The 24,369-nt window shown below is 53.3% G+C and carries 26 protein-coding genes and 4 pseudogenes; 15 read left to right on the top strand and 15 right to left on the bottom strand.

The features are described from left to right. Positions 1-11: 11 nt before the first annotated feature. From HCF10_RS22165 to HCF10_RS22140, 6 genes are all read right to left on the bottom strand, one after another. A complete protein-coding gene (locus HCF10_RS22165) occupies positions 12-299 on the bottom strand; it encodes a cyd operon YbgE family protein (RefSeq protein WP_167656416.1) in 288 nt (95 codons plus the stop codon). Beyond that, the gene (gene cydX, locus HCF10_RS22160; RefSeq protein WP_081044185.1) at positions 296-418 is read right to left on the bottom strand and encodes a cytochrome bd-I oxidase subunit CydX; all 123 of its coding nucleotides are present in this window, start codon (positions 416-418) and stop codon (positions 296-298) included. Before cydX ends, HCF10_RS22165 begins: the two co-directional genes overlap by 4 nt. A 22-nt stretch (positions 419-440) precedes the next feature. Further along, positions 441-1,577, bottom strand: a complete 1,137-nt coding sequence (cydB, locus tag HCF10_RS22155; RefSeq protein ID WP_145336451.1) for a cytochrome d ubiquinol oxidase subunit II — start codon at positions 1,575-1,577, stop codon at positions 441-443. Beyond that, positions 1,570-3,141, bottom strand: coding sequence for a cytochrome ubiquinol oxidase subunit I (locus HCF10_RS22150; protein WP_145336449.1), 1,572 nt, complete (start codon positions 3,139-3,141; stop codon positions 1,570-1,572). The genes cydB and HCF10_RS22150 overlap by 8 nt, the downstream gene beginning before the upstream one ends. Continuing rightward, positions 3,138-3,314 (bottom strand): cytochrome oxidase putative small subunit CydP, encoded by a 177-nt coding sequence (cydP, locus tag HCF10_RS22145; protein ID WP_167656415.1) that lies wholly within the window; start codon positions 3,312-3,314, stop codon positions 3,138-3,140. The genes HCF10_RS22150 and cydP overlap by 4 nt, the downstream gene beginning before the upstream one ends. 171 nt (positions 3,315-3,485) lie before the next feature. Beyond that, positions 3,486-4,811, bottom strand: coding sequence for a sigma-54 interaction domain-containing protein (locus HCF10_RS22140; RefSeq protein WP_145336447.1), 1,326 nt, complete (start codon positions 4,809-4,811; stop codon positions 3,486-3,488). A 235-nt stretch (positions 4,812-5,046) separates the two neighbouring features. On the opposite strand from HCF10_RS22140, the gene HCF10_RS22135 reads away from it, so the two are divergent. The 8 genes and pseudogenes from HCF10_RS22135 (at position 5,047) to HCF10_RS22100 (ending at position 10,231) form a co-directional block, all read left to right on the top strand. Further along, positions 5,047-5,925 (top strand): MBL fold metallo-hydrolase, encoded by an 879-nt coding sequence (locus HCF10_RS22135; protein WP_167656414.1) that lies wholly within the window; start codon positions 5,047-5,049, stop codon positions 5,923-5,925. A 52-nt stretch (positions 5,926-5,977) separates the two neighbouring features. Further along, positions 5,978-7,648, top strand: coding sequence for a bifunctional protein tyrosine phosphatase family protein/NAD(P)/FAD-dependent oxidoreductase (locus HCF10_RS22130; protein WP_167656413.1), 1,671 nt, complete (start codon positions 5,978-5,980; stop codon positions 7,646-7,648). Between the two features lie 28 nt (positions 7,649-7,676). Continuing rightward, a complete protein-coding gene (locus HCF10_RS22125; RefSeq protein ID WP_167656412.1) occupies positions 7,677-8,480 on the top strand; it encodes a sulfite exporter TauE/SafE family protein in 804 nt (267 codons plus the stop codon). A 187-nt stretch (positions 8,481-8,667) separates the two neighbouring features. Then, on the top strand, positions 8,668-8,823 hold the full coding sequence (locus tag HCF10_RS31105) for a hypothetical protein (RefSeq protein ID WP_178116744.1): 156 nt from the start codon (positions 8,668-8,670) through the stop codon (positions 8,821-8,823). Positions 8,824-8,922: 99 nt separating this feature from the next. Beyond that, the gene (locus HCF10_RS22115) at positions 8,923-9,111 is read left to right on the top strand and encodes a YgaP family membrane protein (RefSeq protein WP_145336439.1); all 189 of its coding nucleotides are present in this window, start codon (positions 8,923-8,925) and stop codon (positions 9,109-9,111) included. Between the two features lie 136 nt (positions 9,112-9,247). Beyond that, a pseudogene (locus HCF10_RS31510) lies at positions 9,248-9,486 on the top strand (MBL fold metallo-hydrolase); the annotation flags it as partial. Positions 9,487-9,583: 97 nt separating this feature from the next. Then, complete coding sequence (locus HCF10_RS22105; RefSeq protein WP_167656411.1) at positions 9,584-9,808, top strand: hypothetical protein; 225 nt, start codon at positions 9,584-9,586, stop codon at positions 9,806-9,808. Positions 9,809-9,814: 6 nt separating this feature from the next. Beyond that, positions 9,815-10,231, top strand: coding sequence for a hypothetical protein (locus tag HCF10_RS22100; protein ID WP_167656410.1), 417 nt, complete (start codon positions 9,815-9,817; stop codon positions 10,229-10,231). Here the strand turns inward: HCF10_RS22100 and HCF10_RS22095 are convergent. After that, a complete protein-coding gene (locus HCF10_RS22095) occupies positions 10,228-10,650 on the bottom strand; it encodes a hypothetical protein (protein ID WP_167656409.1) in 423 nt (140 codons plus the stop codon). The two genes, HCF10_RS22100 and HCF10_RS22095, sit on opposite strands and share 4 nt — an antisense overlap. 34 nt (positions 10,651-10,684) lie before the next feature. On the opposite strand from HCF10_RS22095, the pseudogene HCF10_RS32120 reads away from it, so the two are divergent. The 4 genes and pseudogenes from HCF10_RS32120 to HCF10_RS22080 all read left to right on the top strand — a co-directional run. Then, positions 10,685-10,849, top strand: a pseudogene (locus HCF10_RS32120) (IS4 family transposase); the annotation flags it as partial. A 922-nt stretch (positions 10,850-11,771) separates the two neighbouring features. Further along, positions 11,772-11,909: pseudogene (locus HCF10_RS22090) on the top strand (ParA family protein); the annotation flags it as partial. Next, a pseudogene (locus HCF10_RS22085) lies at positions 11,854-12,036 on the top strand (DnaB-like helicase N-terminal domain-containing protein); the annotation flags it as partial. The pseudogenes HCF10_RS22090 and HCF10_RS22085, both read left to right, overlap by 56 nt. A 112-nt stretch (positions 12,037-12,148) precedes the next feature. Next, entirely contained in the window at positions 12,149-12,604 is a 456-nt protein-coding gene (locus HCF10_RS22080) for a hypothetical protein (RefSeq protein ID WP_131699855.1), read from the top strand. A gap of 546 nt (positions 12,605-13,150) precedes the next feature. On the opposite strand, the gene HCF10_RS22075 is transcribed toward HCF10_RS22080, so the two are convergent. Beyond that, positions 13,151-13,777, bottom strand: a complete 627-nt coding sequence (locus HCF10_RS22075) for a DUF1349 domain-containing protein (protein WP_167656446.1) — start codon at positions 13,775-13,777, stop codon at positions 13,151-13,153. Between the two features lie 101 nt (positions 13,778-13,878). Beyond that, positions 13,879-14,199, bottom strand: a complete 321-nt coding sequence (locus HCF10_RS22070; protein ID WP_167656394.1) for a hypothetical protein — start codon at positions 14,197-14,199, stop codon at positions 13,879-13,881. A 175-nt stretch (positions 14,200-14,374) separates the two neighbouring features. Between HCF10_RS22070 and HCF10_RS22065 the strand changes: the two genes are divergently transcribed. Next, complete coding sequence (locus HCF10_RS22065; RefSeq protein ID WP_167656408.1) at positions 14,375-15,157, top strand: DUF4253 domain-containing protein; 783 nt, start codon at positions 14,375-14,377, stop codon at positions 15,155-15,157. A 300-nt stretch (positions 15,158-15,457) separates the two neighbouring features. Here HCF10_RS22065 and HCF10_RS22060 read toward each other — a convergent pair whose 3' ends face one another. The 4 genes from HCF10_RS22060 to HCF10_RS22045 form a co-directional block, all read right to left on the bottom strand. Then, a complete protein-coding gene (locus HCF10_RS22060; RefSeq protein WP_131699854.1) occupies positions 15,458-16,597 on the bottom strand; it encodes a hypothetical protein in 1,140 nt (379 codons plus the stop codon). Positions 16,598-16,850: 253 nt separating this feature from the next. Then, the gene (locus tag HCF10_RS22055) at positions 16,851-17,942 is read right to left on the bottom strand and encodes a bifunctional transcriptional activator/DNA repair enzyme AdaA (RefSeq protein ID WP_131699853.1); all 1,092 of its coding nucleotides are present in this window, start codon (positions 17,940-17,942) and stop codon (positions 16,851-16,853) included. Positions 17,943-18,040: 98 nt separating this feature from the next. Beyond that, complete coding sequence (locus HCF10_RS22050; RefSeq protein WP_167656407.1) at positions 18,041-18,862, bottom strand: isocitrate lyase/PEP mutase family protein; 822 nt, start codon at positions 18,860-18,862, stop codon at positions 18,041-18,043. Positions 18,863-19,323: 461 nt separating this feature from the next. Continuing rightward, complete coding sequence (locus HCF10_RS22045) at positions 19,324-20,052, bottom strand: OBAP family protein (RefSeq protein ID WP_371920974.1); 729 nt, start codon at positions 20,050-20,052, stop codon at positions 19,324-19,326. A 704-nt stretch (positions 20,053-20,756) separates the two neighbouring features. Here HCF10_RS22045 and HCF10_RS22040 point away from each other — a divergent pair. Then, on the top strand, positions 20,757-22,022 hold the full coding sequence (locus tag HCF10_RS22040; RefSeq protein WP_167656445.1) for an APC family permease: 1,266 nt from the start codon (positions 20,757-20,759) through the stop codon (positions 22,020-22,022). 223 nt (positions 22,023-22,245) lie between these two features. On the opposite strand, the gene HCF10_RS22035 is transcribed toward HCF10_RS22040, so the two are convergent. After that, positions 22,246-22,920: an HAD family hydrolase gene (locus HCF10_RS22035; RefSeq protein ID WP_167656406.1), complete on the bottom strand. Its 675-nt coding sequence runs from the start codon at positions 22,918-22,920 to the stop codon at positions 22,246-22,248. A gap of 79 nt (positions 22,921-22,999) precedes the next feature. Continuing rightward, positions 23,000-23,188: a hypothetical protein gene (locus HCF10_RS22030; RefSeq protein ID WP_131699849.1), complete on the bottom strand. Its 189-nt coding sequence runs from the start codon at positions 23,186-23,188 to the stop codon at positions 23,000-23,002. A 671-nt stretch (positions 23,189-23,859) separates the two neighbouring features. Between HCF10_RS22030 and HCF10_RS22025 the strand changes: the two genes are divergently transcribed. Further along, a complete protein-coding gene (locus HCF10_RS22025; RefSeq protein ID WP_053130927.1) occupies positions 23,860-24,318 on the top strand; it encodes an Hsp20 family protein in 459 nt (152 codons plus the stop codon). Positions 24,319-24,369 lie beyond the last annotated feature (51 nt).

The following is a 24,369-nucleotide window of genomic DNA, read 5'->3' as shown; positions in this document are numbered from 1 at the left end:
GTCGTCGGTCCTCATTGTAGAAACTTTACCCAGCCAGCAAGCGCAAGTGCCGCAAAGCAGGTCCAGCCTGAAAAAAGCCAACGCCAGACGAGCATCCGCGGGACAAAACCCACACCTCTCACGAAGGCCACACTCATGGCCGCAAACAACGCAGTAGCCAGCACATGGTCAGCTTTCCCATCGGGGGCCGCCATCATGGGGGGATAGAGCGTACAGGCGAGCATGATCGCAACAGCGATAACCAGACTCAGCACATTGATCCGTGAGGAGGGTGGAGCGTTAGCGACACGCGGCATCATGTCCGCGTCTCCTCATTGTCGCTCAAGGCTCGGCCACCTTCGTTCTCGCCCCACATCGCATTCAATATAGCCAGTAGCAATGCAAAACCGACTCCCAGCATCCAGGCGAAATACCACATAGTCTTTACTCCTTTGCTGGCACTAGTAGGCTGAATGTTCGTTGGCTTTGATGTGTGCAACGGTGACCTTGCCCCGCATAACGCGATACGCCCACGAGGTGTAAATCACGATAAGTGGCATGAAGATCAACGTGGCCCAGAACATGATGGCTAGACTTAAATGACTGGAGACGCTGTCCCACACGGTAAGGCTTGCCGCAGGTACTGTTGATGACGGCATGATGAATGGAAACATCGACACACCCGCCGTGCTGATGACTGCGATCACCGCAAGCGATGAGGCAACAAACGCCGAAAGTGTGCGACGCATCATCAGCAACATGGCGGCACCTGCTGCGCCAACCAATCCCAGTACGGGCAACAGCCACAACAACGGATAATGACCATAGTTAGCCATCCAGGCGCCCGCTTCGCGCACCACGGACTTGTTAAGAATATCGGGCAGTCCGGCGGTATCAACCAACGATGTAATGCGATAACCGTCGATCCATTGCAGCCAGATGCCGGCCGCTGTAAACGAGCACGCCAATACGATTGCCGCCCCCACCGCACCTTTGATTGCCCTGGCCTGGATAACACCTTCAGTGCGATGTGCCAGATAAGCGCCGCCCTGCAAGGTGATCATTGCACTACTCACCACGCCGGTCAGAAGCGCAAAGGGATTTAGCAGTTGCCAGAAACTGCCGGTATAAGTCGACACTAGAAGATCGTTGAAGTGGAACGGCACACCTTGCAACAGGTTGCCGAACGCGATCCCGAACACCAGGGGCGGCACGGCCCCACCCACAAAAAGCCCCCAATCCCAGGTGCTGCGCCAAGTGGAATTGTGAATCTTGCTGCGATAGTCAAAACCTACCGGGCGAAAGAACAGCGCCCATAGGACCAGAATCATCGCCCAATAGAATCCGCTGAATGCGGTGGCGTACACCACAGGCCACGCCGCGAACAATGCGCCGCCCGCAGTGATGAACCAAACCTGATTGCCATCCCAGTGCGGACCAACGGTGTTGATAACAACGCGTCGCTCCAGGTCGTTGCGGCCAACAAAGGGCAGTAGCGTGCCAACCCCCATATCGTGACCGTCCATGATGGCGAAGCCGATCAGCAGCACGCCGACCAGCGCCCACCAGATAATTTTCAGGGTGAAGTAATCAAGCATGGTGGAGTTCCTTCAAATGGGCGTCGTGAACATAACGGCCGGTACCGAGGCTGCCAGGACCTTGACGGGCAAACTTGACCATCAGGAACATTTCAACCACCAGCAGCACGGTGTAGAAAACGATGAATCCCGCCAGCGAGCCATAGAGGTTGTTGACGCTGAGGGTGGAAACACTCATGTGGGTCGGTAGGACGCCGTAGATGGTCCATGGCTGACGGCCGTATTCAGCGACGAACCAGCCCAACTCGCAGGCAATCCATGGCGCAGGCAGCATGCAAAGTGCCCAACGCAGTAACCAGCGGTTTCGCGTGCAGGTCGACTTCAGGGTGCTCCAGAAGGCAAGCCCGAAGAGCATAAGCATGGCAAAGCCAAGGCCGACCATGATCCGGAACGCCCAGAACATAGGTGTCACGCGCGGTACGGTATCGTTTACAGCTTTTTCGATAATGGCCGGCGTAGCCTGGTTAACGTCTTCGACATACTTTTTAAGCAGCAGGCCAAAGCCCAGATCGGCTTTGTATTCTTCGAATGTCTGGAAGGCCACCGAATCGCTGCGGTTGGCCCTTAGGGCCTCAAGCGCATTGACGGCGGTAATGCCGCGTAGAATTCGAGCGCGGTTTTTTTCCTTAATGTCATGTATGCCTGGAATTTGCTTGCTGACTGACCGGGTGCCAATCAAGCCCATTACCCATGGCACTTCAACTTCCCAGTTATTTTTAGACTCGGCTTCGTTGATGCTGGCCACCAGTGTCAGGCCCGCTGGCGCAGGCTTTGTTTCCCACATCGCCTCCATGGCTGCCAGCTTGGTTTGCTGCGCTTCACCCACCGTGTAACCCGACTCATCACCCAGCACGATCACGCTGAGCACTGATGCCAGACCGAAGGCGGCCGCCACCCGGAAGCTGCGCTTGGCAAACTCGACATCACGATTCTTGAGTAAATACCAACTGGAAATCGACAGCACAAACATCGAGCCGGTGACGTAACCGGCGGAGACGGTGTGCACAAACTTGGCCTGCGCAACCGGGTTGAAAACGACCGCCCAAAAATCAACCATCTCCATGCGCATGGTGATGTAACTGAACTCTGAACCCACCGGGTTCTGCATCCATCCATTGGCGATCAAAATCCACAATGCTGAAAGGTTTGTACCGATCGCCATCAGTAGTGTGACCAGCAAGTGATGCTCTCTCTTCAGACGATCCCAACCAAAGAAAAACAGGCCGATCATGGTCGATTCGAGGAAGAACGCCATCAAGCCTTCGATGGCCAGTGGGGCACCGAAGATGTCGCCGACGTAGTGCGAGTAATATGCCCAGTTGGTACCGAACTGAAATTCCAGGGTGATACCCGTAGTCACCCCGAGGGCGAAGTTGATGCCGAACAGCTTGCCCCAGAAGCGCGTCATGTCTTTCCAGATGACATTCCCGGTCATCACATAGACGCTTTCCATGATGACCAGCAGCCACACCATGCCAACCGTGAGCGGTACAAAAAGAAAGTGGTAAAGCGCAGTGGCTGCAAACTGCAGCCGAGACAGATCCACCAGTTGTTCTGAAATCACTTGTTTGCCCCTTGAGTCGAGGTGGGTACACCGAACCTGTCGCCGATGGCGTTCGAGTCGACGCTGACGTGCGAATCCCGGATGAACAGCCACCACAGCACTGTCAGCACCAGTAACTTGATCAGTACTGCTGTGAGCAGATGGCGCCGCAGTCGTTTGTCGGAAATGTTCATGACTATGCAGTTAGCACACGGCGTGCCAAGGGAGGATTTGTTATTTTTATCGTTTAATAACAGTAACTTATTAGTGAATCCGCCAAGGCAGTGGATGCCATGGCAGGTTAATACGCTGCCAATCTGCCAGAGTGGCAGTCATTGGCAGTCGTGGGGTGTGAGCGCTAGCGACTAGGCCAACCCTTGTTCTTTCAGTCGTCTGTACAACGTACGCTCGCTAATCCCCATTTGCTTGGCCAGCTCGCGGCGGGAACCTTTAAACGTCGCGAGTGCGTGTACCAGCGTGCTGCCGTCTAAAGGAGGGGACGTCGAAGGCTGAGGAGGTATCACGACGCTGGGCTGGGGTAAATGTATGGAGCGGATCACTCCATCGTCAGCGAATAGACTGGCTCTTTCTAGAACATTGCGTAACTCACGGATATTGCCGGGCCAGGAAAGCCGTTGCAATTGTGTCAGAGCATCCGCATCTATCGTCAGCCGGCGCTTGCCTATACCGGCACGTTGTAAAAACGAATTCACGAGCAAACCAATGTCTTCAACTCGGTTACGCAAGGGGGGTAACAGAATTGGAAAAGCGCTGATGCGGTAGTACAGGTCCTGCCTGAACTCACCTCTCTCCATCATTTTTTCCAGTGGTTTGTGGGTCGCAGCAATTAACCTGAAGTTGGCGTGAAGGGTCTCGACACTGCCGACACGGCGATAGGTGCCCGATTCGATCAGGCGCAACAGTTTCACCTGCATTGCCAGTGGAACATCGCCAATCTCATCAAGGAACAACGTGCCGCCCTGGGCAGTTTCGACCAAACCAGGTTTGCGCGTGGTCGCACCGGTGAATGCTCCTTTTTCATGGCCGAACAGCTCGCTCTCAAACAACGTTTCGGTCAATCCTGAGCAATCTACGACTACAAAGGGTCCAGTGGCCCGCTCGCTGGTTTCATGTACCGCGCGAGCGAACAACTCTTTGCCCGTACCTGACTCGCCTAACAGCAGTACCGGCAGCATTGATGGTGCGACCCGCTGCAGCTCAGACAGGGCGAGGTTAAACGCTGGTGAACAGCCCACCAGCCCTTCGTTGCTGGGGCGCGCTGAGGCGCTTCGGACCAGTGTGAGACGCTCCACATACGCAGTAATTACTCCGTGCTCGTCTAGGATCGGCCGCAATTCGACGTCGACATGCTCAGGCCCCCGAGGCGTGTGGTGAATGTGCAAAACACGATCCGGCCCGCGCAATTCCTGCGCCTTTTTCATCGGACAATTCTCACCCGCCTGATCACATGGGACGTCGTAATGGTGTGAGATTTGATAGCACTTATGACCGATAAAGGATTTGTCAGCGCTGCCAAACTGGCGCTGATAGGCAGTGTTGGCAGCGAGGATGTTGTACTCCGGATCGAGCACGATCATCGGCTGGGGTTCGTGCTCAAGAAACGAAACAAGCGACTGCACTTGATCCGGGTGTGGGAGTGAGTTGTCCGGGGCGGGCAGGATGGTCTTCATGGTGGCTCCTGATAATCCACCATCCTGTTGTGGCACTGCCAGCTCTGTCAACAGGCACTGCCAATGGCAGCGAATTTCAGAGTTTTAAAAAAACAAATTTCCTAGTAAAAATATGAAAGTTATTAAAATCAATAAGATAACCACTATTTTTCGCACGGCGCGGCCTTGGCAGGTTTATTGCTATGTCAGTCCTTAGTGTGAGCGGCTCGAGAGAAGCCCCCTAAGGAGACAGGTCATGAGCGTAAAACTTCACGTCGAAGGATTCTTCGATTCTGCTACCAATACCGTCAGCTACCTCGTGCTGGATGAAGCGACCAACCACTGCGCCTTAGTGGACAGCGTACTTGACTATGACCCTAAATCCGGCCACACCGCCACAACGTCTGCCGACAAGTTGATTGCGAGGGTGAACGAACTCAATGCGAAGGTCGACTGGATTCTTGAGACTCACGTCCACGCAGACCACCTGACGGCAGCGCCATACCTGAAGGAAAAGCTCGGTGGAAAAATAGGGATCGGCAGCCAGATTTCGACGGTGCAAGAGGTGTTCGGCACTCTGTTCAATACAGGTCGTGACATGGCCCGCGATGGAAGCCAGTTCGATCACCTGTTCGTTAATGACGAACTGTTCGCCATTGGCACGCTGCAATGCCACGCGCTCCATACACCGGGCCATACACCAGCCTGTATGACTTATGTGATCAGCAATGGGGCCGAAACGGCTGCATTCGTCGGCGATACCTTGTTTATGCCGGACTACGGTACCGCACGCTGTGATTTTCCCGGTGGTGATGCGCGTACGTTGTTCCAGTCAATCAACAAGGTACTGAGTCTGCCAGCCAATACCTTGCTGTACATGTGCCACGACTACCAGCCAGAGGGCCGCGAGGTGCAGTTCGTCAGTACCGTTGCAGACCAACGCGCGCACAACGTTCATGTGCGTAATGGGATCAGTGAGGAGGAGTTTGTGGCGATGCGTACAAAGCGTGATGCATCGATGGACATGCCAACGCTGATCCTGCCATCGGTGCAGGTCAACATGCGAGCCGGGCACTTGCCTGAGCCTGAAGCGAACGGGACGCGCTACCTGAAAATCCCACTCAACGTCGCCTGACGTTGCCTCCCCTAAAAAACCTATAAGAAAAATATCCATAACGGAGACCTTTATGGACATTCGCTGCCTTGCGCCTGGACTGTCGGTATCAGAACAGATTTTTCCCAACCAATTAGCTGAACTAAAAGAAGCCGGTTTTCGCGCAATAGTGTGTAACCGTCCCGATGGCGAAGGCGGCGATCAGCCCTTATTTGCCGAAATAAAACGTACGGCCCAAGCGATCGGTATTGAGGCGCACTACCTTCCCGCTGAATCAGGAAAAGTAACCGACGAGCAAGGTATTGCCTTCGGCAAGCTGCTTGAAACGCTTCCAAAACCGGTGTTGGCCTATTGCCGTTCCGGCATGCGCTCGACAACGATGTGGGCACTGTCACAAGCGGGCCAACACCCCCTGCCACACATCGTCGAGACAGCTAAAAAAGCCGGGTTTGATATGAAAGGCGTCATTCGCCGGATTGCGAATCAGGGGCGCACACCGGTCGAAGTGGCTGAGGCGCAGCATACCGTGGTCATCATCGGGGGCGGTGCGGCGGGTATCGCGACCGCATCCAGTTTACTGGCGCGAGATCCGCGACTCGACGTTGCCATAATCGACCCGGCAGATGTGCACTACTACCAGCCAGGCTGGACACTTGTCGGCAGTGGTGTCTTCGATGCGCCCCAAACTGCCCACACGATGGGTACGACCATCCCCCGAGGAGTGCACTGGATCAAGTCGGCGGTCGCCGCTTTCGAACCCGAGAGAAATGCCGTCATTCTTGATGGATGCAGAGTCGTCAAATACGAGCAACTGATCGTGTGCCCTGGCCTGAAGCTCAATTGGCATGCAATCGAGGGTTTGTCGGACACCCTGGGCCGCAATGGCGTGACGTCAAACTACCTGTATCAACTTGCCCCTTATACGTGGGAGCTGGTGCAGCAACTTCACGGCGGGCGAGCCATTTTCACGCAACCACCCATGCCGATCAAATGTGCCGGGGCGCCGCAAAAAGCAATGTACCTCTCTGCCGATCATTGGAAACGTACCGGTGTATTGGACAACGTCGAGATCGAGTTTTGCAGCGCCGGCGCGGTGTTGTTCGGAGTTCCCGACTATGTGCCCGCACTGATGGAATACATCACTGCTTATGGTATCGACCTGAATTTCGGCAACACGCTCACCAGCGTGGATGGTCCCGCGCGGACTGCAACATTCAACTGCGTTAGTCCGGATGGCAGCGCCCATCTTGTTACGCGCGACTTCGATCTCCTTCATGTTGTGCCACCGCAGATTGCGCCGGATTTTGTCCGAGTCAGCCCTCTTGTTGATGCGACCGGCTGGATCAATGTCGACCCTGTCACTCTGCGTCATAAAACCTGGGTAAATATTCACGCGCTGGGAGACGCCGCCAACTCCAGCAACGCCAAAACCGCAGCGGCTGCACGCAAGCAGGCTCCCGTTGTTGCCCATAATGTGTTGGCTGCAATGGGTAAAGCAAAAGGCAGTGCCCATTACGACGGTTACGGCTCCTGCCCGCTGACGGTTGAACGCGGCAAGATCGTACTGGCGGAGTTCACCTATGGCGGCAAGGTCGCCCCCAGTTTCCCATCCTGGCTGATTGACGGTACCCGGCCATCGAGGCTGGCATGGCTGCTTAAGGAGCGAATTCTTCCACCGCTGTACTGGAAGGGAATGCTCAAGGGTCGTGAATGGATGGCCAAACCTGAGATGGCTGACGTATGAAACCAGACCTGAAAGCAAGGAGACTGAGATGATCATCGTCTTACTGCTCGGGCTTACTGTTGGAGTCATTCTGGCGCTGACCGGCGCTGGCGGAGGAATACTGGCGGTTCCATTGCTGGTGTTTGGGGCGGGGTTGAGCATGGCCGAGGCTGGGCCAATCGGTTTACTGGCTGTCGGTTTAGCCGCGACCCTGGGTGCCGTGATGGGACTCAAAAACGGTACCGTCCGTTATAAAGCCGCGCTCTTAGTTGCAGGCGCGGGGATCGTCTGTTCTCCCCTCGGCCTTTGGCTAGCGCAGCGCACGCCTAACCGTCCATTGACGATCATGTTCGCCTTCGTGCTGATGTACGTTGCGTTTCGGGTCTATCAACGATCGCTCGCGCCGTCCACGGAGTCCAAGCCCCCCGTCACCTCCAAACCACCACCTTGTCTATTGGACGTCGACCGAGGAAAGCTTAACTGGACTGGTCCGTGTGCATGGGCACTCGCCGTCTCTGGAATTGTCGCCGGCGGGCTTTCTGGCTTGCTCGGCGTGGGCGGTGGCTTTGTGATGGTGCCGGCCCTCCAGCGCTACACCAATTTGACCGCTCAGTCAGTGCTTGCAACGTCTCTGGCCGTTATTGCGCTGGTTTCAATTTCCGGCGTTGCTGCAAGCTCGGCAGCTGGGCACTTACAGTGGGCTGTTGCCATTCCATTTTCCATTGGAGCATTAGCCGGCATGATCTGCGGGCGCTTGGTCGCTGCCAAACTGTCGGGGCCAAACTTACAAAAAGGGTTTGCCCTCGTATCTGCGGGGGTTGCAGTGGCGTTGCTGGTAAAAGCTATTCAGTAGATCAAGTGGGCGGGGCACTTGCCCGCCTGTTAAGGGCTGTCCTGAAAAGCTTTCAGCTAATCCATGACTGCCAGATCCGGCGGCAATGGTTCTTCTGATGGTATTTATCTCGGTCGCCGCACTGACCCATTTTCTGGGCCGCTACTGCGGAACTGGATTGAACCTACCGTCAAGAAGGCTAGGACTCATGAACGACAGCACTCGTGTGAATTTGCGTTTGGAGCAACAGCAAAACTATCGCTGCACGCTGCACTTCGAAGAAGGTGCGCCAACTCTGACCGTGGATGAGCCACCACCACTGGGGGAGGCTGTTGCCCCAGCCCCGCAGTGGCAACTCTGCTGACAGGACGCTGGCAAGTGATCGTATTCATGTTGGCCATGGTGGCCAGCATGTTCTTTACTGCGCTGGAGACCCAGCGCAGCCATTGATCGGGAGATCGCCATGAAAGCGAACATTGGAACCATTGACCGTAGCCTGCGCATTGTCGTCGGTCTGATTCTCATTGGCCTGAGTTTGTCCGGTGTGATCGGCGTGTGGGGTTGGATAGGTTTAGTGCCGCTGGCCACTGGCATTTTCCGTTTCTGCCCTGTCTATACGTTGCTAGGCATCAAAACCTGTAACCGTTGCTGAGCGACAACCGTTGCACACTAACGGGCGCCTGAAGGTGCCCGTGGTGGTTTAGGTACGAAGCACTGATCACGGTTCCTTACCAGAGCTCGTTGGTAGATCAGCACTCCACTTCGTATATCGAAAAGAGAATTTCATCATGAAACCACATGTAGAAGCTTTTTTGACTCCGCTACGTATACCTACAGCTATGTTGTCAGTGACCCGACTACAGGGCACTGCGCCATTATCGACTCTGTGCTCGATTACGATCCCACATCAGGTCACACCTCTTGCAAAAGCGCGGAACTTTTAATTACCTGCGTGCGTGAGCAAACCCTTACGGTGGAGTGGTTATTAGAAACCCATGTATATGCCGACCATCTTTCTGGACTGCCTCCGGCACCGTAGACATCTCCAGCCTATGCTTCATTGTCCTGCTCAGAGCTGCTACAAGGGAGCTCCCATCAGCACAAAAAATGGTCCTGCAATAAAAATGGACTCAGCGGATCACGAAAAAACTTCAAGCTACGGTGGCTCAAAGCCAGCTGAAGCTTATCGAGCCAAGCAAGAAGAACTGCTTAGTCAGGGGAAGCTTAAAGAGGCTATGCAAATGGATATCGATGATATTAGGCGTCAGTTTGGTAATAAGTATGATGAGGGCATCAAGCAGATGCTTGAATACGCATCAAAACTGGATCCCAACGACTTTAAGAGGTAACAAATTATGCTCTTAAAGTTTATTTCAGTCGGCTGTGTTGGTCCTCTTCAATCAGGGATGAGCCGTGAAAAGGTGCGCGAGGTGTTGGGAGATGATTTTTCTGCTTTTAAAAAAACAGCGGATGATGGAAATGAAACGGAAGACTATAGTGTGCATCGAGTTCATGTCTATTATGATGCTGATGACCGCTTGGAAGGTGCCGAGTTTTTGAGAGGTAGTGAGTTTTATTTCAATAATATAAAGGTTGTAGGAGGGCGTTACTCTTTTTTGAGTGAGTTGTTGATTAAAGAAAATGTACGAATTGATGTTAGTGCATCCGGCTTCAAGATACGCGAACTTGGATTGAGTTTTTATGTTCCGGATATTGGTGATTACGAGGTTGATGCGTTGATTAAGTCAGTTTATGTTGATTTTAAGAGTTAGCAGTAGTTGACGTAAAGTTGCACTATAATAAAAGAATGTTGGGGGAGCACGATTATTTGATTTTGCGGGAAATGGGACAGATCCTGAGGAATCCCCACAAAACTTTCTTGCAGGTCAGTTAGATATCTTGAGTGGCCTGCATGAGTCGGGCAGTTTGGTAGTCGCCAGGCAAACCAATACCCGAGACTCATGCAGGTCGTACGATTCTTACACAAGGCATTTTTCCAAGCACTCCCCACTCCCCACTCCCCACTCTGCACCGCAAGCGCCTGAACGCTCTGATGAGCTGCGTCAGCGCTTTGCTGTACCGGCGCCGTCTGACGCTGACTGATCTGGGCAGATTTATGCCCAGCAGAGCTTACACCAAGCATTCGATCAAACGTTTGGATCGCGTGCTCGGTCACGTTCAGCTGCAACATGAACGTCCGCCGTTCTACTGGAAAATGCTCACTTCACTTCCAGAGCAACAGCATCAGGCAGAAACCGGTGCTCTCACTCTGGCGTCTCGGCCTCGAATACTTGAGATGCTCCACCATCGGATTGTCCTGCTCGAAATTGGCGGATATGGAGCTATCGCTGCGCGATGAAGTGCACCGGCAAGCTCAGAGACTGGAGTAGATTTGTGGGGATTCCTCAGGGGCTGACCTCAATTTTTCAAGTGAATATTTCCTCTTCTCTTCAGGTTTGGAGAGATATTAGAATGCTAAGGGATCAGGCCTGATATGCGTCCTGATGACTAGGAGAAAATAGGCGGGCAGTTGAAAGGGTTTGTGAGGGCGTTGAAAAGCTTTTCATTATTTCCGATTTTGATTTTTATAATCTAAATTTAATAAAGGGGCTCAGCTTGCAGCGTGAAAATACGGGAGGCGGTTGAAACTTACAAGTTTAGTCTGGAGATGCTTTATGCGTCTAAGTAGTCGGAGTTTGAAGTTGTTTTAGAGTTTACGGGGGTTCGTCGCTTAAGCGTTCCTGATGTGTGTGGAAGTTTTTACTTAAGCGAACTTGAAATGGAGGATGTCTCAGCTGATCAGCTTGAGGGCGTTAAATACAGTCTGAAAGCCTATGGAGGCACAGGGTTTGAAGTGCTCGCTCGGGGATTTTCAGTTGTAAGCTGCAAGTCGCGTCATTAACGCTGGGCCGAGTGGTGTTTACCTGAATGTTCTGCCATCGAAACACAGGGGGCGTCGGTCCATGAGCTGACTGCCGCCGCCTCCTTTTCCTACACCTCATTGCTTTGCCACGCTTTGACGACCCAATCCAACCACGACTAACTTTCGTGGCGTGCTGCGTTCATGCGGCTCACGCTATGCAGCAACCCTATCTCTCCACCACGTTCTTCCGTGGCACCGTTGCGACTAACAGCTAGCAAATGACTGTTAATCATTGGGTCCCTGGTTCGAGTCCAGGTCGTGGAGCCAGATAGGGAAAAGCCTGCAGCGATGCAGGCTTTTTTTTGCCTTGGATTTTTCCGGGGTGATCAAAGCGCACAGCGTGACCCGCATGAATGCATCTCAAATCCTACGATTCCGAGGTAAATATCATGAAAGTCACTGCGGTCGTTTCAACCAAAGGCGGGCCGGGTAAAACCACGGTTGGCGTCAATCTGGGCGCGTTCTGCGCCGATGCAGGGATCCGTACCCTGCTCATCGATCTGGATAATCAGCTGTCTCTGTCGTCGACATGAGGCCGAGCAAGGCGTGATTGCTGGCCTGATGCTCGACAATTCCACATGGGACCTCATCGCGGACGTCCTCTCTGCGGACGATTTCTTCAGACGTGATCACCGTCTGATTTACCAGGCAATCCATAAGTGGAACAGACTAAATGTCGTGGTAGTCTTCAAGTATGCCCCAATGCCAACGGACTGTTCTTATATGGGGTAGTCCGCAGCGTTGGTTTTTTCATAGGAGGTTTCGCATGTCCTGGAAGTCAAACCTTGTCGTGCTTGCGCTGTCTGCTGTTGCCATTTCGGCGGAGGCCCAATCCGATCGTGAAGTGGTCGAGGATATGGTTACTCGCTCGGCCAATATCTGCCCAGGTCACAGCACCGAGCGGACCACGCCCACGGTAAAGGCGGTGCCTGTAGGCGCGTTGCGGGTCATGCTTGACCGCGGTTTGGTCATGTGCCCCGACCGGCGCCTTGACGCCGACGCGCCGGCTGTGTTCTACGGTAGAGTGGGGGTCTTCGAATGGAACCCCGATGTGCAAGCAAGCTCGGAGGTGATCGTCAAGCAGATCGACGTCATGACCCGCAAGGACGAATTCCCATCGGACACCTTGGTTTGGGATACCAAGGGTATGCCACTTGAGCAGCACACTGTGCCCGCTTTCGAACCCAAGCCAGGGGCCGCTGTGCTGTACCAGATCCGGTAAATTTTGACTTGAATCGTCAGGTTCGCGCCGGTTAGCGACCGTTACTTTGATTAGCCATCCTTGTCTTTCCACAGTGAAGGACTTGCAATGGCCGATTTCTGATTGTCGCGAAGGGCTCAAGCCGACACTTAGCTGACGTTCACTGCGCGCACCGACTGACTCGGTGGTTGGCCTTCTCGCGTATGAATCGTTCCTAGGCAGTAGCATAGGAACGGTAAGCGTTCGGCCAAGTCATCGTCTTGATATTAGCGCTCGGGCTCCAATCGACTATCAGTGATATCCACGGCCTCGTCGCAGGACTATCAGGTCAGCTTATCAATCAATTTTTCAACGATCTCTTTGTCGGGTTTCTCGCGCTAATCGGGGTCTTGCGGATCGAATTTGAAACGGACGCCAATGAGGTCCACCGGGACTCCCACAAATTTGATGTCGTCCAAGTAAATGGGGATAACGTGTGTTTGCGCTGACGCCGAATTGACCCCATGGCCGATGCAACGTATGCGTCCGGGCAAGTCATCTGCTTGACCTGTCTGCTCGACATATTGACTAGCTCAAATCATGCAGGTCTCGCCCGAGAGGCTGACTCAAAGACCATTCAGAAAACTTTACCCTCAACCCTTGCCGTTCCGGTGTGCAGCACATAGGGCCAACCATATAGCGTTCCGCCTTTGGAAACGGTGCAAGCCTGAGCAATGGCCAGGTTATGCCGTCCATGGAGTATTGCAAGCGCAGCACTCCATCGGAAACGGTGACACGAAGCCAGAAATCGGTCGGGTCGCCAGAAAAGCAGCTGGGCGCCCAATCCGACGTGCCTTGTGTCAGCACGCTACTGATCATTGGCATTCCATCGTTAAATTCTATCCCTGCCTTGAGCCAGGTCTCCTCATTGAGCCTGACCATAATTCCCGCTTGATCATAAAGCTCGCGAAAATCGGCGTTAATTCTGACCTGAGCCGTAAAGCTTCCTAAGGTTGCAAACCCTAAGAAATGTCCGCTGTCGCGTATGAATCCGTAGTGCGTTTCACGCCAGAAGTCGGTGTGGGAGTCGGTAACCATCTCCAAGCTGCCGTCAGTAAAGGTCTGGTAAAGGCTCGGTTTGTTCAGCCAATTAGCAGTTCGCCAAACTGACGCTTCAATGTCCTGACTGACCTCTACAGTCTGCTTCCTATCCATCATGTTACCTCTACAATTTATTGGATGGATCTGCGTTGCAAACCAATTCTTTCTCTGCACTGGCTCGAAGGTCACCTACCGAGCATTGGTACAGATTCCAATCACAGGGAGCGTAGACGTTGCCATTCATTCCAGCAGTCCTCCGCTATGATGTCTGGATAACCGCGCTCTTCTTCCATTGCTAATGATCCGGCTAGAATTGGGGGGGGGGCACCTGTTACTGCCGATTGCCCAAGCGGAAGCTGCTTTAAGAAACGAATCGATGGTGCTGTTTTCCCAGCCACTTGCTCCAGCTCCGTGGGGGAGGATGGAATAGTCAACGTACGCTCCTGGGCAAATTCAGCACCAAGCGCTTCAATGAAGACTAAAAACGATTGTTCGTTGTGAACACGTTCCAACAATCCATCAAGGTCTCCACACATCAACATCATTACCTCAGGATGCGAACGTGACAGTGAGTATCGCATGCTGCCGTTTGACGATAGGGGAGTCAAACCCAGTCATATTGTCGCTTGGAAGCAGATCTTCATATGATGATCTTAGAACGCTCAGAATTACCCATTCGATTCAATAGCGACATGGAGCAGACCACAGTTTATGGATATCGAATTTCGCGGTAATGGCATGCGTGACAACCCGTCTATAGGTACATGCGATGAGTACGGCGTGAGCGGGATTACCAGCTTTCAAGATCTGACCGAAGCTCGTCGTAAGATTGCTGAGGCGCACCCAGGCTTTAAAACTCTGTTCTCGCTCGATGATCTGCACCAAGCCCGCTACACCTCGGGCCATGTGCGCAATAACCTAGGGATGGACGATGCATCGGAGCAGGACATCGCGGGCTTGCCTCCAGAGTGCTTCGAGCAGGGTGAATACATAGGCTATCCGACGACGAAAGCGGAGTTCGCGATCTGCCTTCGCAATTTCACACGGCTGGTTGCAGGCACGTCTTTTGAAGATGCTTGTGCTCATGGTTTGACGCTGGATGAGCAGGCCCTGCAGGAGTGGATCGGTTACCAGAACAACCCTATCTCTCTTCTAGAGCAGCCCCTTTCAGCTCTCCTGGTACCCGTTCAGCAGTCTTGCCAGGCACTCGCGGCTTTTCCGAATGGCTATTTCACTTCGGATCTGGATCCTGCGAAAAACTTTTCGGTTGCGCGTCATTTTTCAGAAGCGCATGGCTATGAGTTGATGGGCGTGGGTGCTTCTTACATCGGCTTCATTCGTGCTGAACCGCCTGATACATCCCTTGCTAACGTCGTAGCCAAAGACTTCTGTACGCTCTACAACACTAGCGATGAAAACCTACGGGCACTTGTTGCCAAAGTTGCGCAGGCGATCTCCGGTCGGACGCATCTTTGGCTGCGTTACGTGGAATGAGCTTCGTTCGTAGCAAAAGCCCGGCTGAGTAGATAGGGCAGCCTTGTAGGAGGGCAGTTGCTCTGCAAGTTTTGTTCGGCCCATTACGGTGGCGCTATTTAGTCGAGCCGCAAGATCTGACTGACTTACCTTTGTTGGCGAGCCGCTGTGCGCGGCCAGGCTGTCGTAAACCGAGCTCCCGCGTTCCGCCGTATCTCGGCCCTGCGGGCGTCCATCCTTCACGCCTTCGGCTGTGCCAGCCTGCGCGCTCCGCTTGCGTTGGTTACTCAGCGCGATATGGTCGATACGCCAAACTGCTCGTCATTTCCCCAATGGGGAAACCACATCTTGCCAGCCATCAATCAATTCCATATTTTGCGCAACGAGCTGGCAGGGCTTGCCAGTTGCCTTGCGACAATTGCTAAGTGCCTGCTTTCGTGCTGTCTTGAGTGAGCGCGCGCCGTAGTACCAATAAATGCTGCTACTTTCCTTAGACATTGCCATGGCTTTCTCGGTAACGCTTTGAAGATAAGCCTCAGCGCCCGCACGGTCTTCGGGGACCAGCTTCGAAAGCAGCGGCATTAATGCGCTGTCGTCCATGGCAGGAAACCGGTTGCTCCTGAGAAAATCTTCGATATGAGGCTTTAAAAGTGTATTGGCCTCTTGTTTGTAGAGCGAGTGCCCATCCTTACCGAATGGGGGTAGCGACGCCAGCTCAGCGTTACCTCCCCCCGAGCGATAACCCGCGATCATCCGACCTACAAGATCTGGGCTGAAAAACGGATCATTCTCGGCGTAAATCCAGAGCGTTGGCGTTGGGTTGTCTTTGCCGAATTTCGTGAGGTTTCGCACAAGATCAGTTTGATATAACGAGCAATTAGAGTCGGCGGAGCCCACATTTGTGTAGTGGTAAACGCCGCCAGAGATGTTAATTACCGCCGTCAATGGGTGACTTGGTTGAGCCGCGAGGTCTAGCATTGAAGCTCCGCCGATAGAGATACCAACACCTACTGCCAAGGATGGATCTACATCTGGACGCTCACGCACAGCCGCCAATGCGGCGCCAAGCTCTTTGCCATGCGCATCGAGAAATCGTGCCACGTTGGGATTGGTGCAAGTTCCCCCTTCATTCATGAAGCTTCCGGTCGAACGGCCATAGCCGGGCCATACAATAGATGCGGCAAGCCAGCCACGGTGCGCAAAGTCGTGGGCGATATGAGCAAGCCAATCGGCATGTGCGGCGGACGGAGATGTTGCCGCCGAGCCGTTAACAATCAGTGCGATGGGGAACTTTCCCTCCTTTACGGGACGGACGATTAATGCTTCGATTTTCTCAATATGGGAGTCGATCTGGATCGGCAATAAGAGCCGTTCTTCGCTTACCAGCGCATCTGCATGAGTTTGGCTTGCAAAAAGCATCAGACCAAACGTGATAGTCCTGAAGCGTAGTATTGATTGCATTTAGAACACTCGCTGATACGTTAGAAGCCAAGCTTAAACTGGTGCGACAATAGCTGATCTTAAGGTTCTGCCCAACACGCCTTGTGGTTAGCCCGGGATGTCTCATCGCGTATCACTCAATCCTGCATCGTTGGGAAATAGGTGATGTGGAATCAACCTGCTGACACGTGGGGACTTACGCAATTAGTTCTGGAGTTCGGAGGGTGTGTTTCCGGAACTCTTAAGTTGTGTCTGCGTATATTCCGATTAGCAGCTAATCCAACAGGAATTCGTTCTGTTGAGTCATTTGCAAAGCAGTCTTCTCCAAACGCAGTAAAAACTCTTTCCGGGGCTGTCCTCCGCCATATCCGGCGAGTGCACCGTTTGTCGCTATGACACGGTGGCAGGGCACGACAATAGATAAGCGATTGTGTCCATTTGCATTGCCCACTGCTTGGCTTGCACCTGGCTTACCGATGCCCCTAGCGATGGCACCGTAGGTTGAAATGGTTCCATAGTCGATTTTTAGAAGCTCTGCCCACACAAGCCTGTCAAAAGAGCTGCCTGGCATATGGAGCGGTACTGAAAAACTTTTTAGCTTTCCATCAAAATAAAGTTTTAGTTGAACTTCGATCTGCTTGATGTAGAGGTGCTCGCCAGGCGCAATTGAATACCCATGACGCCCACGCAGTTCGTTTAATTCAGCGGTTAGGGCCGGGCGGTCAAGAAATTCGAGGAGTACCAAACCTCGTTCCTCTGCCATGGCAATCATTGGGCCCAACGGTGTAGTCAGATGACGATAAAGCAGGAGCGACGTTTCAGCTGCCTTACCGGGTGGCATTTGAAATGTTTTTTTGAAAGCATCTCTAAAACCACTCAATGACTCGTATCCTAAGTCAAATGCTGTGTTATCCAGCGTTTCGCCCGCAGAAATCCGGCCTAGGGCGACACCGAGCCTTCTAGAACGCATCCATGCATGAAAAGTCATGCCAAAATTTTGTTTGAACCACCTGCGTAAGCGTAACGGATCGATACCATGCGTAGTTAGTTCAGCATCACTCCAGCGAGCGTCAGGTGATGCAGAGACAGAGGCCAGTAGCCCCTTGACCCAACCTGGCGCGGAAGCCGCGAGATTCAATGGCTTGCATCGCAAGCAAGGCCGATAACCTGCTGCCATCGCTTCGTTGGCCTGTGAAAAAAACTCTACATTCTCGGGCTTTGGCTTACGTGCACCACATGTAGGGCGGCAAAAAATACCTGTAGTTTTGACAGCAGTGAAAAAAACGCCCTCGTAGGCGGTGTCGCTGCATAGCATCGCATTCACCATCTCGCTTCTGGGCGGAAGAGCGTGATTGTAAGATCTCATAGACCGTAGCCTCGTCCTCGAATGGGTGTGAAAATCGCTCTCGAGGTGCGGGAAACAGCGGCGATTTTCATGCGAATCACAGATTAGTAGGTCGACGATTACTTTTCGCTTAGGTGTTTTTTTGCTGCCATGAGGCTATTCAGGTCGCCGTAGGTATATGCGTCCAATGGATACTCAAAAAGCTTTCCCGTTCGCAAGAAGCTCTTGGCGAGAGCCTTGTTGGCGCCACATAAGAATTCAGCAATGCTGGAACCAGCGCTTAGCCGTTTGACGCCTAGACTCGCCAATTCATCCAAGCCGGGTAGGCCGTTCCAGGAAAGCAGGTTGACGGGTAGCCGCGTTGCCTCGCATAGTGTAGCAATGTCGTTTTGCTCAACCATTCCGGCTGCAAAAATGCCGTCTGCACCTGCTTGCTCGAACAGCGATGCACGGAAGAGGGTCTCTGCCAATTGTCGCGCTGGCTCTACCAAACACCTCAGATAAACGTCAGTTCGTACGTTCACGAACAGATCGATTCCATGCTTGCTTGCTACCTTCTTTGCCACTTCGATTTTTCGCAAAATCAGATCGGTGCCGCCTGCTCCGTCCTCAATGTTGATTCCAACGGCTCCAGCCCTAACTACGCAATCAATAACTTTAGCAACCGACTCAAGGTCGTCGGAATAGCCCCCTTCGACATCGACCGTGAGGGGGACTGTAAGCACTCGAACCATTGACTCAACTGTAGTAGTCAGCAGTTTTAGGGGAAGTTGATTGCCATCTTGGTATCCATGCGCCCAAGCAACGGCGGCGCTGCTGGTCGCGACTGCCTTACTCCCTACGCTCTCGACAATACGTGCGGTGCCAGCATCGCTCACGTTGGCGAGTACCAACAAATTATCTTGGTGAAGGTTGCGGAAAACCGCACTTAGTGGCGTCATTCAGTGGTACCCCGGTGAGAGAAGACAGATGCAGATCGCACTATCGTAAGCGGACTACACCGACGTCTCCACCGAGAAATCGACAGTGATTTAAGAGCTAGCGAATATAGTTTTTGCGGGCTAGTGAGGGGTGAATACCTACGCAAAAGTCTGCTGAAAGACGTTGCCGTACACATCCAGTCATCGCAGGGATCGGGTAGATGACTTCCCCGGACGCTTGCGGTCCTTTTGCCTACGCGAAGTGTTTGATCAATGATCCACGTACGGGCCGACCCTCTGCACAACCAGGTCAGTTGGCTCGTCTACATCGTCGAAACTATGCGAATCAGGACAGCAGACTCTCGTTAGATCGTTCGGGGCGCGCACCCGAACGATGAGCGGGATGCCGCCTTCTCACTTCTTAAGTGAAGGCGGCAGGTGAGGGTAAGAGTCCTTGGGGTCAGTCATATTTGCGATGAACATCAGTGCTGGTGGGGAGTGTCCGTAGGATCAACGATTTGAAAAATCTTGCCCTGGTTCCATGCATCTGCGCCTGGCGCAACGACGGGCGTCGGTATGTCCGCTCGAGCTTTCTTCTTCTGCGCGCTATCTAACCCGAATCGACGATCCCGATCTGCAACCATCTGTGGATCCGCTTGCCCGTCTGCTGTAAAGCCCATCATGAGCTGAGGAACGCCAAGGGGCAGGTCTTTATTGAGGTCGGTATGCCAGGTGTGCCACGTCTTGCCGTAGGTATGGACGAGTTTTTCCATCAATGCATGCTCGGCTACCTCAGGGATCCCAGGCGCTACGAGCTGACCTGATTTCACTTCGTGAACATGACTGTGCCAAAGCGCTTGTTCGGCTTTGGGAAGACCTGCGAACAATTGTTCGCTGATGATGTACTCGACCCCCATCAGCTTGGCGTCCTTACGATTGCCATCGTAGATCACGCACTGGATAACTTCCTCGTTGAGAATCGCGCAGTAGTGGTGCGCCTCCATCTGGGCGTTCATGTGGCCGTTGTAAAAATGGAAGCCATCCAGATACGCATTCAACGCGTCTATCGGCGGACGTGATTGAAGTAGTGCAGCACCGGCATCAAGGGACTGCGTGGCGGGCGATTTGGTATCTCCAGGCGCGATTACATTAGAGGGCGAATTGTTACCCGTACATGCGACGAGAATGGGCGCTAACAACGCCATGCTCATCGTGTTGACCCTATAGGCTTTGCGCAATCCACTCATTCGAGAGTCCCTTCAGTCGATTTAATTTAATGCGTGCCTTGTCGCTTAGATAGCTTTTCAGCACCCCATGCAGTGGCAGCGATATGGATATCTGCCAAGCAAAGAAAGTTTTTATCTGCGGGGAAATTGCCGACGACAGGTGCTATTTCAGTCATTTCCGTGCGCCTTATGCCGCCGGTCGCGACGGATAAAATCATAATCAAATGATCGTGCCGAGTAGTCCTTCAGATAATCGTGGGCGTCGCCTTGGTTGAGTTGCCGAATGAGTATCGATTGCCTGTTGCCCATTAGTGTCCTACTGATCGTTATAGACCCTAAGGAATGATGAGGAGATCGTGATAGAGATCGAATCAAACACCGTAACGTTTGTTCCCCCCAGAGTTCATGCAATTCCCACCACCCCTTGGCTCTATGCAGACATATCTAGCCTGACGGAATGGTTCCACTTTGGAGACTACGTAGTAGTTGGTCTCTGCGTGGAGGCTTTGGACGATACCCGACCCCTCGGCAAGATATGTGAACTTTAGTCATACGCGAATTTCCATTGCTTGAGAGTGAAGCCACCTAGCTATCAGCCCGGTGATCGGCTGTCTCAACCTCAAGCCAGGAAGTTTAACGTGAAGACCTTGACCCCCAAGACCTCCCTTCGCCGCGCCGTCACCGGCCCGATGCTGTTTCTATTTATTCTCGGCGATGTTCTCGGGGCGGGCGTTTATGCCCTTGCCGGGACAATTGCGGGAGAGGTAGGTGGCGCAATATGGGTGCCCCTGCTACTCGCTCTGTTTTTCGCGATGCTTACTGCCGGTTCCTACGCAGAGCTGGTGACAAAATACCCTCACGCGGGCGCCGCTTCGGTTTTCGCTGAGAAAGCGTTCGGGTCACCACTCATTTCTTTTCTCGTGGGCTTTTGCATGCTTTCTGCTGCTGTCACAAGCGCGGCAGGTTTGTCCTTGGCGTTTGCGGGCGATTACCTAGCGGCGTTCATCCAGGTACCACCTCACATTGCGGCGCTGCTGTTCCTTGTCGTTATCGCGCTCCTGAATGCAAGGGGGATTAAAGAGTCCCTTGGAGCCAACCTAGTGATGACAGTTATTGAGCTGTCAGGCCTTCTCTTGGTCGTTGTCGCCGCAGCGTGGTATTTCCGCACAGGCGAGGCAGATTTGGGTCGCAGCCTGGAGTTCAAGCCAGGGGTCAGCCCGATGTTAGCCGTTTTGGGGGCGGCATTGATCGCCTTCTATTCGTTTGTAGGATTCGAAACATCCGCCAATCTAGCGGAAGAAATTCGAGACGTTAGAAACGTTTACCCGCGCGCGTTATTTGCCGCATTGGTAACCGCCGGAGTCGTCTACATGGCTGTCGGAGTCGCCGCATCTTCCGTACTGCCCATGGAAAAGCTGGTGGCAACCTCGGCTCCCCTTCTTGAAGTGGTTCGGGCGTCAGGTTTAAACATTCCGCCTCGCGTCTTCGCCTTCATTGCATTGATCGCGGTGGCCAATGGTGCGCTCCTTACGATGATCATGGCCAGCCGTCTAACTTACGGCATGGCCTGCCTTGGGCTCTTGCCAAAGGCGCTGAGCAGAGTGCTGCCTCAGAGACGCACCCCGTGGATAGCAATCATCGCTACCACCCTCGTAGCTATTGGACTCACGCTGACGGGAACTCTAGCTACATTGGCTGAAACCGTCGTCCTGCTCCTGCTGTTCGTATTTCTCTGCACTAATTTGTCCGTGTTAATCCTGCGCCGCGACGAGGTTGCGGAAGATCACTTTCGGGTGCCTACGTGGGTTCCGGTAATTGCTATCGTCTCGTGCTTGGTACTGCTCAGTCAGCAAAGTTTGGAAACATGGATGCGGGGAGGGGCCTTGATCCTCGTAGGCATGCTGCTTTTCGCGTGTTCAAGAGTCGCGCTACCCGCGCCAGTGGAGCCTGGTTAGTCTTGTAAGCGCTTCGCCTGTCTATCGCAGCGTTAACTTGTCGAAGTTGTACGAGTGTCAGGGCGCGCGGTTGTATTGGGAGCATCCAATGCCCCGGATGCTTGATTGTGAGCGACACTGGAGCACCATCCGATCAATCGTCTGGCATGCCTGCACGCAGGAACTTCAACGTCGCCGCCGAGCGGGGGAGCACATCAATTCAAGCCGCGTGCCTGCATATGGCTCACGGACGGGAAGCTACCTCGTCTAGGTGCTGCAGCAGTGCCAGAGGATCCTCGTAGACTCGGAGTGCACCTGCACGTTCAAGCTCTCCTGTGTCGTAACCACCTGAAAGCAGCCCTATACCGGTGGCCTTACAGCGGCGTGCGGCAAGCATGTCCCAGATGGCGTCGCCTATCACCAAGCATTCTTCGATGGGTACATCGAGTTTGGATGCAGCGGCGAGAAAAAGGTCTGGATCGGGCTTGCCATATTTAACGTCATCACGGGTGATGAGATTGACCTCTGCTATATCCAAGCCTAATGCCTTCAGATTTATCGCTGCAGTATCCATCCCACCGCTGGTAGCAATACACCACTTGAACTGATCGCGGTTCAAAGTATCGAGAAGCTCGACAGCGCCAGGGAGCGCGCTTATCTGGCCCTGCAGATCTTTGTAGGCTTTATCATGTTTATCGCTCAGCCTTTTAGCTTGGTCTGGTTTGATTTCCAGTCCTGTTTCACGCGCTAACGTCTTGAGCATCAGCCCACCGCTCATACCGATTTTTCTGTGAATTCGCCACATGGCCAACGGTATGCCTTCTGAATCGAGCGCGGTTTTCCACGCAAAGACGTTCTGGTAAACGCTATCAGTCAACGTGCCATCCAGATCGAATACAAATGAGGTTTGCTGGCGCATGCGTGGCACCTCCCTAAATTAAAACTCAAGCAATAAGTGTCGTATTTTCGAATGTTGGACGCACCGAAAATCAAAGGGACTAGCTTTTATCCTTGAGTCTTTCCAAGTCGGATGGGCCGGGTTCTACACGCGGTTCATCGCCAAGTAATTCATCTTCCCTAACGACTCGTTCGTCATCGGTTAAACCTGTATCTGCCAGGTCTGAGCCGAAAGCCGAGTCCTTCGCGCCTTTACGTTTAACTGATGGAACGAAGCTTTTTTCAGGCATGAGGTCTCTCCTTGCGTTTCGAAATTTAAAGCGCTCAGTTTTTCGAAAGCATGTGCCCTGACTCGTTCAGTCTTTCGCGAATCATTGGGACGTGGAGACGCAAACTGCCGCAGGGAAACCCACAGCCTCATCTCCATGATCGCGGCCTTGCGCGTTCCCCGGCCTGACCAAGTGGTTTTGGTTTATGTACAAAAAAGGGCCCAGCTGTAGTCTTAGGATGATCGTATGGGTATGAATTTTAAGCACTAGGCTTAATTTCAATTCAAATCAGTTATTTAGTCTAAGAGTGCCAGATAGGGAAAAGCCTGCAGCGATGCAGGCTGTTTTTGCTTGGGATTTGACCATAGGCATCAAACGTTGGGCGCAAGTGCCCGCTCTCCCTTCAGCTTCCTCCACAATGTCCTCATCGTCGCGTTCTGATTGGCAATCGCGCAATATGAGCGCCTCTCCAACCGGATCGGCGCTGGCGGATGATGGCGGCGATCTACGGCGACTCCAGCGCGTTTCTTGCTCGCCGGTGCGTCAGCCTGTTTGAAATGATCGCAGCGCCGGATAAAATTTTTTTTGTGGCCGTGCTTGAAATTTCCCCCCCTGAACCTACTTAGGTTTTACGCGATGCCGAATACGGGTCGCGTCTCAAATCACTTGGAGAAAACTCAGGAGATTTTGCAATGGCTACTACTCTTTCGTTGGCCCCACTGTTCCGTCATTCCGTCGGTTTTGACCGTTTCAACGACCTTTTTGAATCGGCGCTTCGCAGCGAGGCCGGTACCACCTACCCACCTCACAACGTCGAAAAGCACGGTGAAGATCACTACCGGATCGTCATCGCGGCCGCAGGCCTGGTGGAGGATGACCTGGAGATCCAGGTGGAAAAAGGCGTGTTGACCGTCGCCGGTGGCAAGCGCGAACACAACGAGGGCATCACCTACCTGCACCAAGGCATCGCCCAGCGCGCGTTCCGTTTGTCGTTCCGCCTGGTCGACCACATTGAAGTGCAGGGCGCGCAACTCGCCAACGGGTTGCTGAGCATCGACCTGCTCAGGGTGGTTCCGGAGGAAGCCAAGCCTAAGCGCATTGCGATTGGCGGTGCTGCCAAGGCTGAGGTGAAATCCATCAGCGAGCAGTAAGGCTGGAATGAATAAAGGCGCTCTCCGGAGCGCCTTTATTCGTAGCGTTCA

Source organism: Pseudomonas sp. B14(2022), assembly GCF_012030485.1.
Classification (GTDB): domain Bacteria; phylum Pseudomonadota; class Gammaproteobacteria; order Pseudomonadales; family Pseudomonadaceae; genus Aquipseudomonas.
This window is presented reverse-complemented; position numbering and strand designations above follow the sequence as displayed.

Excerpts from the sequence above, each read along its gene's own strand:
- HCF10_RS22135 (WP_167656414.1), top strand. The coding sequence starts at position 5,047 with ATGAGCGTAAAACTTCACGTCGAAGGATTCTTCGATTCTGCTACCAAT.
- HCF10_RS22060 (WP_131699854.1), bottom strand. The coding sequence starts at position 16,597 with ATGCAATCAATACTACGCTTCAGGACTATCACGTTTGGTCTGATGCTT.
- HCF10_RS22065 (WP_167656408.1), top strand. The coding sequence starts at position 14,375 with ATGGATATCGAATTTCGCGGTAATGGCATGCGTGACAACCCGTCTATA.
- HCF10_RS22080 (WP_131699855.1), top strand. The coding sequence starts at position 12,149 with ATGTCCTGGAAGTCAAACCTTGTCGTGCTTGCGCTGTCTGCTGTTGCC.
- HCF10_RS22035 (WP_167656406.1), bottom strand. The coding sequence starts at position 22,920 with ATGCGCCAGCAAACCTCATTTGTATTCGATCTGGATGGCACGTTGACT.
- HCF10_RS22165 (WP_167656416.1), bottom strand. The coding sequence starts at position 299 with ATGATGCCGCGTGTCGCTAACGCTCCACCCTCCTCACGGATCAATGTG.
- HCF10_RS31105 (WP_178116744.1), top strand. The coding sequence starts at position 8,668 with ATGAACGACAGCACTCGTGTGAATTTGCGTTTGGAGCAACAGCAAAAC.
- HCF10_RS22040 (WP_167656445.1), top strand. The coding sequence starts at position 20,757 with ATGCTGTTTCTATTTATTCTCGGCGATGTTCTCGGGGCGGGCGTTTAT.
- cydP (WP_167656415.1), bottom strand. The coding sequence starts at position 3,314 with ATGAACATTTCCGACAAACGACTGCGGCGCCATCTGCTCACAGCAGTA.
- HCF10_RS22100 (WP_167656410.1), top strand. The coding sequence starts at position 9,815 with ATGCTCTTAAAGTTTATTTCAGTCGGCTGTGTTGGTCCTCTTCAATCA.
- HCF10_RS22050 (WP_167656407.1), bottom strand. The coding sequence starts at position 18,862 with ATGACGCCACTAAGTGCGGTTTTCCGCAACCTTCACCAAGATAATTTG.
- HCF10_RS22075 (WP_167656446.1), bottom strand. The coding sequence starts at position 13,777 with ATGGATAGGAAGCAGACTGTAGAGGTCAGTCAGGACATTGAAGCGTCA.
- HCF10_RS22095 (WP_167656409.1), bottom strand. The coding sequence starts at position 10,650 with ATGTTGCAGCTGAACGTGACCGAGCACGCGATCCAAACGTTTGATCGA.
- HCF10_RS22105 (WP_167656411.1), top strand. The coding sequence starts at position 9,584 with ATGGACTCAGCGGATCACGAAAAAACTTCAAGCTACGGTGGCTCAAAG.
- HCF10_RS22070 (WP_167656394.1), bottom strand. The coding sequence starts at position 14,199 with ATGTGTGGAGACCTTGATGGATTGTTGGAACGTGTTCACAACGAACAA.
- cydX (WP_081044185.1), bottom strand. The coding sequence starts at position 418 with ATGTGGTATTTCGCCTGGATGCTGGGAGTCGGTTTTGCATTGCTACTG.
- HCF10_RS22115 (WP_145336439.1), top strand. The coding sequence starts at position 8,923 with ATGAAAGCGAACATTGGAACCATTGACCGTAGCCTGCGCATTGTCGTC.
- HCF10_RS22125 (WP_167656412.1), top strand. The coding sequence starts at position 7,677 with ATGATCATCGTCTTACTGCTCGGGCTTACTGTTGGAGTCATTCTGGCG.
- cydB (WP_145336451.1), bottom strand. The coding sequence starts at position 1,577 with ATGCTTGATTACTTCACCCTGAAAATTATCTGGTGGGCGCTGGTCGGC.
- HCF10_RS22140 (WP_145336447.1), bottom strand. The coding sequence starts at position 4,811 with ATGAAGACCATCCTGCCCGCCCCGGACAACTCACTCCCACACCCGGAT.
- HCF10_RS22030 (WP_131699849.1), bottom strand. The coding sequence starts at position 23,188 with ATGCCTGAAAAAAGCTTCGTTCCATCAGTTAAACGTAAAGGCGCGAAG.
- HCF10_RS22055 (WP_131699853.1), bottom strand. The coding sequence starts at position 17,942 with ATGAGATCTTACAATCACGCTCTTCCGCCCAGAAGCGAGATGGTGAAT.
- HCF10_RS22130 (WP_167656413.1), top strand. The coding sequence starts at position 5,978 with ATGGACATTCGCTGCCTTGCGCCTGGACTGTCGGTATCAGAACAGATT.
- HCF10_RS22025 (WP_053130927.1), top strand. The coding sequence starts at position 23,860 with ATGGCTACTACTCTTTCGTTGGCCCCACTGTTCCGTCATTCCGTCGGT.
- HCF10_RS22045 (WP_371920974.1), bottom strand. The coding sequence starts at position 20,052 with ATGAGCATGGCGTTGTTAGCGCCCATTCTCGTCGCATGTACGGGTAAC.